The 12,440-nt window shown below is 68.4% G+C and carries 12 protein-coding genes; 8 read left to right on the forward strand and 4 right to left on the reverse strand.

Annotated elements, in window-relative coordinates:
* Nucleotides 1-13 precede the first annotated feature (13 nt).
* The gene (locus tag RCP37_RS07740; protein ID WP_308486327.1) at nt 14-532 is read left to right on the forward strand and encodes an MTB12 family secreted protein; all 519 of its coding nucleotides are present in this window, start codon (nt 14-16) and stop codon (nt 530-532) included.
* Between the two features lie 17 nt (nt 533-549).
* Here RCP37_RS07740 and RCP37_RS07745 read toward each other — a convergent pair whose 3' ends face one another.
* The 3 genes from RCP37_RS07745 to hisN form a co-directional block, all read right to left on the reverse strand.
* Complete coding sequence (locus tag RCP37_RS07745; RefSeq protein ID WP_308486328.1) at nt 550-2,094, reverse strand: xylulokinase; 1,545 nt, start codon at nt 2,092-2,094, stop codon at nt 550-552.
* Nucleotides 2,091-3,485 carry a pyridoxal phosphate-dependent decarboxylase family protein gene (locus RCP37_RS07750; RefSeq protein WP_308486329.1) on the reverse strand — a complete coding sequence of 465 codons (1,395 nt, stop codon included), beginning with the start codon at nt 3,483-3,485 and terminating at the stop codon, nt 2,091-2,093. Before RCP37_RS07750 ends, RCP37_RS07745 begins: the two co-directional genes overlap by 4 nt.
* A gap of 364 nt (nt 3,486-3,849) precedes the next feature.
* Nucleotides 3,850-4,644: a histidinol-phosphatase gene (gene hisN, locus RCP37_RS07755; RefSeq protein ID WP_373693164.1), complete on the reverse strand. Its 795-nt coding sequence runs from the start codon at nt 4,642-4,644 to the stop codon at nt 3,850-3,852.
* A gap of 220 nt (nt 4,645-4,864) precedes the next feature.
* Between hisN and RCP37_RS07760 the strand changes: the two genes are divergently transcribed.
* From RCP37_RS07760 to RCP37_RS07790, 7 genes are read left to right on the forward strand one after another with little or no spacing between them, the layout of a single operon-like run.
* Complete coding sequence (locus RCP37_RS07760; RefSeq protein ID WP_308486331.1) at nt 4,865-6,277, forward strand: ethanolamine ammonia-lyase subunit EutB; 1,413 nt, start codon at nt 4,865-4,867, stop codon at nt 6,275-6,277.
* Nucleotides 6,274-7,035, forward strand: a complete 762-nt coding sequence (gene eutC, locus RCP37_RS07765) for an ethanolamine ammonia-lyase subunit EutC (protein WP_308486332.1) — start codon at nt 6,274-6,276, stop codon at nt 7,033-7,035. The genes RCP37_RS07760 and eutC overlap by 4 nt, the downstream gene beginning before the upstream one ends.
* A 32-nt stretch (nt 7,036-7,067) precedes the next feature.
* A complete protein-coding gene (locus tag RCP37_RS07770) occupies nt 7,068-7,985 on the forward strand; it encodes a LysR family transcriptional regulator (RefSeq protein ID WP_308486985.1) in 918 nt (305 codons plus the stop codon).
* 44 nt (nt 7,986-8,029) lie between these two features.
* Nucleotides 8,030-9,073, forward strand: coding sequence for a heat-inducible transcriptional repressor HrcA (gene hrcA, locus RCP37_RS07775; RefSeq protein ID WP_308486333.1), 1,044 nt, complete (start codon nt 8,030-8,032; stop codon nt 9,071-9,073).
* Nucleotides 9,074-9,106: 33 nt separating this feature from the next.
* Nucleotides 9,107-10,258: a molecular chaperone DnaJ gene (gene dnaJ / locus RCP37_RS07780; protein WP_308486334.1), complete on the forward strand. Its 1,152-nt coding sequence runs from the start codon at nt 9,107-9,109 to the stop codon at nt 10,256-10,258.
* A 7-nt stretch (nt 10,259-10,265) separates the two neighbouring features.
* A complete protein-coding gene (locus tag RCP37_RS07785; protein WP_308486335.1) occupies nt 10,266-11,015 on the forward strand; it encodes a 16S rRNA (uracil(1498)-N(3))-methyltransferase in 750 nt (249 codons plus the stop codon).
* Nucleotides 11,008-11,688, forward strand: coding sequence for an AraC family transcriptional regulator (locus RCP37_RS07790; RefSeq protein ID WP_308486336.1), 681 nt, complete (start codon nt 11,008-11,010; stop codon nt 11,686-11,688). The genes RCP37_RS07785 and RCP37_RS07790 overlap by 8 nt, the downstream gene beginning before the upstream one ends.
* On the opposite strand, the gene RCP37_RS07795 is transcribed toward RCP37_RS07790, so the two are convergent.
* Nucleotides 11,689-12,348 (reverse strand): class I SAM-dependent methyltransferase, encoded by a 660-nt coding sequence (locus tag RCP37_RS07795; RefSeq protein ID WP_308486337.1) that lies wholly within the window; start codon nt 12,346-12,348, stop codon nt 11,689-11,691.
* Nucleotides 12,349-12,440: the final 92 nt, after the last annotated feature.

Raw genomic sequence — 12,440 nt, forward strand, 5'->3', positions numbered from 1 at the left:
AAAAGGGGGAACCGTGACTGGAAGACTTCTACTTCTGAGCGCTGCGGCGCTGGCTGCGATCGGAGTGTCCGGGTCGTTCGGGGGAGGCGTGGCCTCCGCAGAGCCGGCCGCACCGCAGGACTCCGTGGCTGGTGCGCCCGTTCCGCTGGAGCCGGCACCGGCACCGCCGGCGCCGTCGGGTGTGCCGCTGCCCACGACCGGTGAGGTATCGGGGATGCTGACCAGGCTCAGCGACGCTGGAATCGGCTACAAGGAGAAGGCCGACCTGGTCGAGAACGGCATCACCCAGCACGAAGGCCACGGGCTCGACAGCGAGCTGCGTAGGGCCTACCGCGACGGAGAGCTGCCCTACAACTTCGACGTGATCAACGTCGTGCAGACCGGCGAGGGTCAGGGGCTGGCCAACGTCACCATCTCCGGCCCCAAGATGCCTGCGTCGCAGACCGTCCCGCTGCAGCTCGTCGACCAAGGTCGTTGGGTGTTGTCGCACGACTCCGCGGCGCAGCTGATGCAGATCATGGCGGCGCACTAGTCCGCAGAACGGGTCGGTCAGCGGTTGAGGCGGCCGAACATGCCTTTTTGCGTCTTGTAGAGCCCGGGGAACTCGGCGAAGAGCCGGTCATACACCTCGTGATTGGCAGCCACCGGCTCGAATACGCCGTCGAGCGGGATGAGGTCGCGTAGTTCGTCGCGATGCACGTAGCCCATCCCGATCCCGGCGAACAGCGCCGCGCCCCGCAACTGCGCGTTCAACGGATCGGCCACCCGCTCGCAGGTACGGCCGGTGACGTCGGCGATGATCTGGCACCACAGGTCCGAGCGTGCCCCGCCGCCGACGATCCGGATCGGTCCGGCGTTGGGGGTGAACCGATTCACGGACTCGAGCAGCCAGCGACTGTTGTAGGCGACTCCTTCGAGCACCGCGCGCACCAGGTCGGCGCGGGTGGTGGCCAGCGACAGGTTGTGGAAGCCGCCGCGGGCACGGCGGTCGTCGATGGGGGAGTGCTCGCCTTTGAGCCAGGGCGTGAAGATCACGCCGTTCGAGCCGGCCGGTGCGCCCGCCGCCACCGCGGTGAGCGCGTCGTAGTCCAGATCGTCGAATACGGTGTCGCGCAACCATTGCAGCGCTCGGCCGGCGGTGTCCTGGTTGTTGACCAGCAGATAGGACGTCGGGTCGAGGCCCGCAACGCTTGCCAGCTGGTGGAACGCATCGGTCTTCTTGAACACCACCGGGCAGCTGATCCACGACGTGGTGGAAATGGTCAGGTGCAGCTCACCTTGGCGCACCGCACCCGAACCCACCGCCGCGCTGTGCAGGTCCGGAGTCCCGGTAACCACTTGGGCCGCAGGCGATATGCCGAGTTCGGCGGCGACCGACGGTGCCACCGGGCCGATGATGGAACCGGTTGGCACCAGCGGCGGAAGTTTCGCGCGGTCGACACCGGCCAGCCGCACGAGCACGTCGTCGTAGTCGAGCACGCTCAGGTCGCGGTTGTTGGTGAGCCAGCTGCCCATCATCGAGGCCCGCGATGCCGCCGCCCGTCCGGTGAAACGCATGCCGAGGTAGTCGACCGGTTCCAGAAGCCAGCGGGTTGCCGCGAAGCCCGCCGGGTCGCCGTGCTGCAGGTACAGCATGTGCCCGATCGGATCGTCGCCGCTGGGCGAGGGGGCGCCGCCGTTGCGGCGAAACCAGCTGAGCAGGACCCGTGGCCGGTAGCCGGCCACCCGACCGCCGAATGCCTTGCGGCTGTAAGGCGCGCCGCGGGTGTCCATCCACATCACGCAGGGGCCCACCGGACGACCCTCGGCGTCGACCGGGATGGTGCTGGCCCACTGTCCGGTGATCGACACCCCGGCTACCTGTTCGCCGCGTACTCCGCTCTCGGCCAATCCGCGTTTGGTGGCGTCACGGATGATCTCCCACCACAGATCGGCGTCCTGGGTGGCGGACCCGTCCGGCCCGTACTCGGTCGAGACCGTGATGAGGTCCGACCACAAGACGGTGCCGTCCAACGAGACGAAACCGACCTTGGGGCCACCAGTGCCGAGGTCGACGGCCAGAATGACGCGTTCGACACGCTCCGCACTGCTCATAGGGGCGGCAAGGACTGCTGGGTGTCGAGGATGTGTTCCATGAACCCTTCGATGAACTGAGCCGCCTCGTCGGTCATCCCGCCGGGAACGCCGCCATAGACCGCGGCGCTGATCGGCGCCTCGCCGGCGGCGGTCTTCTTCTTGGCGTACTCGACCGCGTCGTCGAGGTCGGCGGCGAATGCCTCTGCCACGCCGGGCTGGGTCTGGGGCCGGGTGACGGCCATGTGGATGGCGTTGGGGTACTGCTGGCCGTTGAAGCGCCAGCCCTTGGGCTTCATCGCGTCCGCGACGTGGTAGATGTCGAATTCGTCGGAGCGGAAGCTGAAGCAGAACGTCGGTGAGCCCAGGATCATCAGCTCGGGGTGGCTGCGCACGGCGTCCTGCATGTCCGATGCCGTCTCGAGGATCGCCTTGGCATAAGCCCGGTAGCCCTCCCGGCCCAGCTGCACCATCGAGGCCCACGCGGCGGCGATCAGCCCGCCCGAGCGGGAGCCCTCGATCCCCGGCGAGTGGTATTTACCGCCGGACCACTCCGGCAGGTAGAAGTACTGCGCGTTGCGGTAGGCCTTGTCGCGGAACAGCAGGGTGGAGGCACCCTTCAACGCGTAGCCGTACTTGTGGTTGTCCGCGGAGATGCTGGTCACCCCGGGCACCCGGAAATCGAACAGTGGGACGTCATAGCCCAGCTCCTGGGCGAAAGGCAGGACGAACCCACCCAGGCAGCCGTCGACGTGCAACCCCACCCCGCGCTGCAGGGCCAGCTGTCCCAATTCCGGGATCGGGTCGACGGTGCCGTAGCCGTAGTTGCAGGCCGAGCCCATGATCGCGATGGTGTTCTCGTCGATGTTGTTCGCCACCCAGTCGACGTCCACCTGGGTGGTCTGCGGATCGATCGGCGCCGTACGCAGCTCGATGCCGAACAGATGGCAACCCTTGTCGAAGGCCGGGTGGCCGGTTTCGGGCTTGATGAAATTGGGTCGGGTGATGCCCCGGTGCTTGGCGGCGTGCTCCCGGTAGGCCAGCAGCGCATGGATGATGCTGCCGGTGCCGCCGGTGGTCACCATGCCGACCGGCTCGGTGTCGGTGATGGCCTCGGCGTGCATCAGGTCCAGGGCCATCGCGATGACTTCGCCCTCGAACTTGGTCGCCGACGGGCAGATATCGCGCTGCAACACGTTCACGTGGGCGAACAGTCCGAACGCCTCATCAAGGAATTGGTAGTGCTCGTGGTCACCGCAGTACATGGTCCCGGACACCTTGCCGGTTTCCCAGGTCGGGTCCTCGGCCTGCGCCATCTCACGCAGCTCCGCGAGCACTTCGTCACGCGGCCGGCCTTGCTCGGGCAGCGTGCGGTTAACCGTGAAGCGGTCCGTGTAGGGAAAGTCGGACATGGTGAGAGCAGATCCTCCATCTGGGGAGCCTTCGGAGTCAGAAACCCCGCAGGATCATCGTGTTGTTGTTCGCACGCGCAATAGCAGAGCTAACCACGGCCGACCGACGTGACGTCGCATCACGTCGTGCCCGCTGCGTCGTTATCACCCCGACTGCACCACCGCGGGGCCGCAGTAAAATGCCTGAATTCATGATCTCCTGCGCCTCTGAATGGTGGCTGCGGGAATAGCAAGAATTAGCACGACATTTTTTTCAATGGCCGCGGGCCAATGATGTCAAATGACAGACGAGAATTCCAACACCAAAAATGACGGCATTAACAACTTTTTGTTGTTAATCGACTTCTCGGGGAATGCCTTCGGGCTAGGCCACACCCAGGCTGTCCAGCACCGCCGCGTGCAACGCTGCGTTGGTAGCCACTGCGCTGCCGCCGTGGGGGCCGGCGGTGCCGTTGAGATCGGTGAAGGTGCCACCAGCCTCGCGGACCAGGATGTCTAGGGCTGCCATATCCCACAGCGACAACGAGGGCTCGACAACGATGTCGAGTGCGCCCTCGGCAAGGAGGCAATGGGCCCAGAAGTCGCCGTAGCTGCGGCTTCGCCATACGGCGTCGGTCAGATCCAGGAACCGCTGACGCAGTCCGAGGTGCGCCCACTGCGTGAGTCCGGCGAACGACAGGCTCGCCGAGCCGAGGTCGGCCACCGCGGAGACCGACAGCCGTCGCGGCTCCGCGCCCCCGACCGCGGCGAATGCCCCCAAGTCATCCCCGGCCCACCACCGTCTACCCAACGCGGGGGCACTGATCGCACCGACGCGCGGTACGCCGTCGTCGAGCAGGGCGATCAAGGTGGCCCACACCGGCACGCCGCGCACGAAGTTCTTGGTTCCATCGATCGGGTCGATGACCCACTGGCGGCCGCTGAAGGTCGCGCTGCCGCCGAACTCCTCGCCCAGCACGTCGTCGTCGGGCCGATCGCGTGCCAGCGCGTCGCGCAGTGCGACCTCCACCGCACGGTCGGCGTCGGTGACCGGAGTCAGGTCCGGCTTCGTTTCGACCCGCAGGTCCAGTGCCCCGAAACGGTCCATCGTCATGGCATCGGCCAGGTCCGCCAGACTCCGCGCCAGGGTCAGATCGTCATTGATGGATTCTGCTGCAATTCCCACAAGCGGGGGACAGTACCACCGAGTGGACGTTTTTCCCTGTGCGCCGACGAAATAAGTGAATTATGGGATCGCGTCGCCGATATGCAAAACTGGGGGCTGCGGGTTGTATTTCTTCGCCCGTGACTCATATCGGCACGACGCCATTTCCTCGTCACGCGTGCGTGCCGTCGTCGATGCGATCAGGGGAATCGCGGCACAGGGGAAGGGGCCTGCGGTGACCACGTACACGCAGACGCTGGCCGGCACCTCCTACCGGTTCGAGGGCCTGATCGACCTGCTGGCCAAGGCCACCCCGCGCCGATCCGGTGACGAACTGGCCGGCTGTGCCGCCGCCAGCGACGCCGAACGAGCCGCGGCGCAGTGGGCCTTGGCCGAGGTCGAGCTGGACACCTTTCTGCGTGACCTTGTCGTGCCCTACGAGACCGACGAGGTCACCCGGCTGATCATCGATCGGCATGACCGTGCGAGCTATTCCGCGGTGTCGCATCTGACCGTCGGCGGTCTGCGGGACTGGCTGCTGGAGGTGGCGGCGACGCCGACCGCGGCCGACACCCTGCGCCGGGTCGCGCCAGCGCTGACCCCCGAGATGGTGGCCGCGGTCAGCAAGCTCATGCGGAACCAGGACCTGATCGCGGTGGCGCGATCGGTGACGGTCACCAGCGCGTTTCGCACCACGCTGGGCCTGCCGGGCCGCCTGGCGACCCGGCTGCAGCCCAACCATCCGACCGACGACCCTCGGGGGGTCGCCGCGGCCACGCTCGACGGGTTGCTGCACGGATGTGGCGACGCGGTGATCGGCATCAACCCGGCCACCGACTCGCCGCAGGCCACCGCCGATCTGCTGTACCTGCTCGATGACATCCGGGTGCGCTACCAGATACCGACACAGTCCTGCGTGCTCTCGCACGTGACCACGACCATCGAGCTGATCGAGCAGGGGGTCCCGGTCGACCTGGTGTTCCAATCGATCGCCGGCACCGAGGGCGCCAACCGCAGCTTCGGAGTGAGCCTCGATCTGCTGCGTACCGCCGACGAAGCCGGGCGGTCACTGCAGCGCGGGACCGTCGGGGACAACGTCATGTACTTCGAGACCGGCCAGGGCTCGGCACTGAGCGCGCACGCCCACCTGGGCAGCGGGGGCCGGCCCGTCGATCAGCAGACCCTGGAGGCCCGGGCCTACGCGGTGGCCCGGGAATTCTCGCCGCTGCTGGTCAACACCGTGGTCGGGTTCATCGGGCCCGAATACCTCTACGACGGCAAGCAGATCGCCCGGGCCGGGCTGGAGGACCACTTCTGCGGCAAGCTGCTCGGCCTGCCGATGGGTGTCGACGTCTGCTACACCAATCACGCCGAAGCCGACCAGGACGACGTGGACACCCTGCTCACGCTGCTCGGCGTGGCCTGCTGCAACTTCGTCATCACCGTCCCCGGCGCCGACGACGTGATGCTGGGCTACCAGAGCATGTCCTTTCACGACGCGCTCTACGCGCGCCGTGCGCTTGGGTTGCGGCCAGCCCCCGAGTTCGAGGCGTGGCTGCAACGCCTCGGTATCGCCGACGAATCCGGTCGGATGCTCCCGCACGCGTTGGAGAGCTCACCGTTGCGATCGCTGGCGGCACCGGCATGAGCCTCGCTGAAGTGGACCTCTGGCAGGACTTACGCCGCCACACCCAGGCGCGGATCGGGCTCGGCCGCTCCGGTGACGCCCAACCGACCCGCAGCGTGCTGGAGTTCCGGGCGGCGCACGCCCTGGCTCGCGACGCAGTGCACCAACCGTTGGACATCGGGCACCTGGCACAGCAGGTGGCCACGGTGGGCCTCGGTGAACCCGCGGCGGTGACCAGCCAAGCGAGCAGCCGTGAGGAATACCTGCGGCGCCCCGACCTGGGCCGGCTACCCAAGGATTTGAGTGAAATCCAATGCAGTGCAGCGCAGGTGGGCTTCGTGCTGTGCGACGGGCTGTCCCCGGCGGCGCTGACCGAACACGGAGTTCCGTTACTACGTGCGCTAGTCGATGTGGTCGGCGCTCACCGCACCATCGCCACACCGGTGATCGCCACCGGCGCCCGGGTTGCGCTCGGCGACCACATCGGCCAGGCGATGGGCGTGCAGACCCTGGTGGTGCTGATCGGTGAGCGACCGGGACTGTCGGTGGCTAGCAGCCTCGGGCTGTACCTGACGCACCTGCCGCGGCCGGGACGCACCGACGCCGAACGCAACTGCGTGTCCAACGTGCACCCGCCGGACGGCCTCGGCTACCTCGAGGCGGCCCGCGTCATCGATGTCCTGATCACCGGCGCGCGGCAGCTGGGCCGATCGGGTGTCGACTTGAAAGCCACCTCGGTGGCTGTGCTCGACGGGACGGCTTCAACCACACTGTCTTAAGATCGGGCACCATCGACATCAACACGCGAAAGCTGCGCCACTTCGTGGTGGCTGCTGAAGAACTGCACTTCAGCCGGGCGGCGGCGCGTGTCTACCTGGCGCAGCAGGCACTGAGCCGCCAGATCAAAGACCTCGAAGACGAACTCGGCGTCAAACTGTTCGAACGCAACACCCGCAACGTGATTCTGACGCCCGCCGGCGAAGTCTTCCTGGAGGGAGCGCGCGGCGTCCTGGCCGCACTGGACGGCGCCGCCGCCGCGGCGGAACAGGCGGCCCGCGGGGTGGTGGGCACGCTGCGGCTGGGGTACGTACCGGGCGCCGCACTGGAACTGACCGCACCGATCATTGCCGAGTTCCAGGAAAGTCACCCCGAGGTCACCATCGAGATGCGGGAATTCCAGGTCAGCGATCCATCGGCAGGGTTGGCGTCGCGGGCCACCGACGTGGCGTTCCTGCGGTTGCCGCAGAACACAGCGAACATCAACACGGAGATCCTGGCGATCGATCCCGTCGTCGCCATGGTGTCGACCTCGCACCGCCACGCCGGACGCACATCGGTGTCGGTGCGCGACCTTCTCGACGATCCGATCACCCAGTCGTCCAGCGTCGACCAAGCCCATCACGCGTTCTGGAGCCTGGCCGCGGCGCGCACCGAAGCGACGAAGGTCGACGTGGTGCGTGCTGATTCGATCACCGAGGAGGCGCAGGTGGTCGCCGCCGGCGCGGCCATTGCCGTCACCAGCGCAGCGGCCGCGCATTTCATGCCGTTGGCCGGGGTCCGGTTCCTGCCGATCGAGGACTGGCCCGGATCGGCGATCGCGGTGGGCTGGACCGACGACGAGCCGTCCCCGCTCGTTTCCCGCTTCGTCGACGTCGCCCGTTTGGTGCGAGATCGCGAGCCTGGCATCGTGCACGGCATCGAACACCGGCTGTTGGCGGCTTCACCGTAAAATCGAGAGCGGCCGTAGCTGTGCGAAGTAGGAGGTGAGCACCCATGGGCGTGGCTGATGACCGCCGCTTCGAGGTACTGCGTGCCATCGTCGCCGACTTCGTCGCCACCAAAGAGCCGATCGGCTCCAAAGCGCTGGTCGAACGGCACAACCTCGGGGTTTCTCCGGCCACGGTGCGCAACGACATGGCGGTGCTGGAGGCCGAGGGCTACATCGCCCAGCCGCACACCAGTTCCGGGCGGGTGCCCACCGAGAAGGGTTATCGGGAGTTCGTCGACCGCATCGACGACGTCAAGCCGCTGTCGTCCGCGGAGCGCCGGGCGATCCTGTCGTTTCTGGATTCCGGTGTCGACCTCGACGACGTGCTGCGCCGAGCGGTGCGCACCCTGGCGCAGCTGACCCGCCAGGTGGCCGTCGTGCAGTACCCGACACTGTCGGTGTCCACGGTGCGCCACCTCGAGGTGATCGCGCTGACCCCAGCGCGGCTGTTGCTGGTGGTCATCACGGACTCCGGTCGAGTCGATCAGCGCATCGTCGAATTGGGCGAGCCCATCGACGACCACCAGCTCAGCCAGCTGCGCGAGATCCTCGGTGCCGCGCTGGAAGGCAAACGGGTCTCGGCGGCCTCCACCGCCGTCGCCGAACTCGCCGGGCACCTGGACGGGCGCAGCGGGCTGTCGCCCGGCCTGGCCAACGCGGTGGGGCGCTCGGCGACCGTGCTGCTGGAATCGTTGGTCGAGCACCGCGAGGAACGCCTGCTGCTCGGCGGTACCGCCAACCTGACCCGCAACGCCGCCGACTTCGGCAGCTCGCTGAGGTCGGTGCTGGAAGTGCTGGAAGAGCAGGTTGTGGTGCTGCGGCTGCTCGCCGTGCAGCAGGAAGCCGGTAAAGTCACGGTGCGCATCGGTCACGAGACCGAGGCTGAGGAGATGGCCGGCGCCTCGATGGTGTCCACCGCTTACGGGTCGCTGGGCACCGTGTACGGGGGCATGGGGGTGCTGGGTCCCACCCGGATGGACTATCCGGGAACGATCGCCAGTGTCGCAGCGGTTGCTATGTACATCGGCGAAGTGCTCGGGGCTCGCTAATCTCCGGCTGGCAGAAGTTGGGAAGGGTCAGGCGTGGCACGCGACTATTACGGCTTGTTGGGCGTCGATAAGGACGCGACCGACACCGAGCTCAAGCGCGCCTATCGCAAGCTGGCGCGCACCTACCACCCCGACGTCAACCCCGACGAGGCGGCGCAGGCCAAGTTCAAGGAGATCAGCGCCGCCTACGAGGTGCTGTCCGACCCGGAGAAGCGTCGCATCGTCGACCTCGGCGGCGACCCGCTGGAGAGCGGCGGGGGCGGTAACGGCTTCGGCGGCGGCTTCGGGGGTGGATTCGGCGGCCTTGGGGACGTGTTCGAGGCGTTCTTCGGCGGGGGCGCGGCCTCGCGCGGACCGATCGGACGGGTTCGGCCGGGGTCGGACTCCCTGCTGCGCATGCGCCTGGACCTCACCGAGTGCGCCACCGGCGTGACCAAGCGCGTCACGGTCGACACCGCGGTGCTGTGCGACCGCTGCCAGGGCCGCGGCACCAACGGGGACTCGCGCCCCATGACGTGCGACACCTGCCACGGCCGCGGCGAGGTGCAGAGCATGCAGCGCTCGCTACTGGGCCAGGTCATGACCTCGCGGCCGTGCCCGACCTGCCGCGGCGTCGGCGAGGTGATCCCGGACCCCTGCCACCAGTGCGGCGGCGACGGCCGGGTGCGCTCGCGCCGTGAGATCAGCGTCAAGATCCCGGCCGGAGTCGGCGACGGCATGCGCGTCCGACTGGCCGCGCAGGGCGAGGTCGGCCCGGGCGGGGGACCGGCCGGCGACCTCTACGTCGAGGTACACGAACAGCAACACGACATCTTCGCTCGCGACGGCGACGACCTGCACTGCCACATCTCGGTGCCGATGGTCGATGCGGCGCTGGGCACCACCGTGACCGTGGATGCGATCCTCGACGGCCCCACCGACATCACCATCCCGGCCGGCACCCAACCCGGGTCGATCGTCGTCCTGCGCGGCCAGGGCATGCCGCAGGTGCGCACCGGGGTGCGCGGTGACCTGCACGCCCACATCGAGGTGGTGGTCCCCGAGCGACTCGACAGCCACGACACCGAGCTGCTGCGCAAGTTCAAAGAGCACCGCGACCGCGAGACCGCCGAGGTCCGCTCGGCGCACACGCCGAACAGCGGCGGGCTGTTCAGCCGACTGCGCGAAACCTTCACCGGGCGCTGAGCCCGCGGTGGCAGGCCTGTTCTACGTCGATGCGCTGCCCGAGGTGGGTGCGCTGGCCGTGCTCGGCGGCGACGCCGGGTTCCATGCCGCGACGGTGCGCCGGATTCGGCCTGGTGAGCAACTGACCCTCGGTGACGGTGCCGGGGTGGTGGCGCAATGCCAGGTCGAGGAGGCCGACCGCGGCGGGTTGCGGGCCCGGGTGCTGGAGCGTTGCCAGATCGAGCCACCTAGTCCACCGGTCACCGTCGTGCAGGCGCTGCCCAAATCCGAACGCTCCGAGTTGGCGATCGAGCTCGCCACCGAGGCCGGCGCCGACGCCTTCATGGCCTGGCAGGCCGACCGGTGCGTGGCCCGCTGGGACGGCCCGCGAGCCGACAAGGGAGTGCGGCGCTGGCAGGCGGTCGCCCAAGCGGCCGCCGGGCAATCCCGCCGGGCCCACATTCCGCCCGTTCACGGGGTGCTGACCGGCGTTGAGCTGGTGGCGTGGGTCCGCGAACAGGTGGCTGCCGCCACGACCGTGCTGGTGCTGCATGACGCCGCCGGCGTCGCATTGGCCGACGCGGTCGGGCCCGCTGCCTCGGCGCTGGCCCTGATTGTGGGGCCCGAAGGCGGAATCACCGAGGCGGAGCTCGCGGCGTTGACCGGCGCCGGTGCCGTCGCCACCCGGCTGGGGCCCACCGTGCTGCGCACCTCGACCGCGGCGGCGGTCGCGCTGGGCGCGCTCGGGGTGCTCACGCCTCGCTGGGGGAGTGAGTAGCCCGGCGGGAGCGGCGCCGTCGCTGAGCATCAGCGACGGCTACGCGGTGTATCGCGGCCCAGTGGGCGGCGGCGGCCCGATTCACCGCCACGGCGCCTTCCAGATCGTGGTCGCCGGGCGAGACGACGTCGCGATGGTGGACCTCGCCGGCACCCACCATCAGGCCGCCGCACTGGTCGTGTCACCGATGGCGCCGCACCGCATCCTGGCCATCCGCGACCTGATCACCTACTTCATCGAGCCGCACTGCCTGTTCGCGGACCGGCTGCGGCAGCGCTATGACGCCGGGATCGCCGCCGCCCCCGAGCTGGGCGAACTGCGCGAGTCCGACGTCGCAGCCGCCTGCCGGGGCCAGTCGGAGGAACTGGATCCGCGCTTGGTGACGGCGCTGGCCATGCTGGCCAGCAGCAACATCGCGATGCCGAGCCTGGCCGCCGAGATCGGCTTATCGCCGCAGCGCCTGCGCGCGCTGGCGCGCCGGGAACTGGGGATGCCGCTCACCCGCTGGCGGGTCTGGTCACGGCTGCGTCGGGCCGTCGAAGCCCTGCAGTCGGGCATGCCGTTGGCCGACGCCGCCATTGCCGCGGGGTTTGCCGACCAGGCCCACTTCACCCGCCAGATGCGGGAGATGATGGGCCTGACGCCGTCGGTGGTGCTGCACGCCCTCGCGTGATCACTGTTTGCGGGCGGTATAGATCGAGATCGTCCCGTTGATAGTGGCCACCACGTCGGCTTCGCGAACCTCGGTGAAGCCGGCGGCCGAAATCAGCTCCGGGAGAACACCATCGGCATTGGGCTGCGTGTCGGTCTTGCCGTCAGCGAACTGGACGAACCGAAACGCCAGGCGCATCAGCGGAGTCCGCTGCAACCCGAAGTCGGCGATCACCAGCCGCCCGCCCGGCCGCAGCACCGCGAACATCGACGCCAAGATGGCGCGCTTGACGTCCATCGGACATTGGTGCAGCACCAGAGAAGACATCACGCCGTCCATCGACTCGGCTCCCACCGATGCCACCAAGTCGTCGCCCATCCCGGTCAGCCAGCGGACTCGGCCGGCTGACTCGGACTCCGCATCCTTTTGCCGCGCCACCGTCAAGATCTCCGGATCGGGGTCCAGGCCCACGATGTTCGCCTGCGGCTCCACCCGAGCGGCCAGCAGCGCCAACGAACCGGTGCCGCAACCCACGTCGAGAATCGTGTCGCCGGGACGCGGCGCCAGGTGCATGACGGTCAGGCCCCGCCACAGCCGCTCGCGCGTCAGCGCCACCACGTAGTCGAAGAACCGGGCCGGCGCCAAGCGGCCCAGGGCAGGGGTGAAGGTTTCCTCGCTCATACCCGCCAGTTTCGCCCGCGCGGCAGCACCCCGTCTTGAACGAACCGCTCATCGCCGGCGGTAGGCGGTAGACTCAAGCGTCCGACTCATCG

This window comes from Mycolicibacter sp. MU0102, from assembly GCF_963378105.1.
Classification (GTDB): Bacteria; Actinomycetota; Actinomycetes; order Mycobacteriales; family Mycobacteriaceae; genus Mycobacterium; species Mycobacterium holstebronense.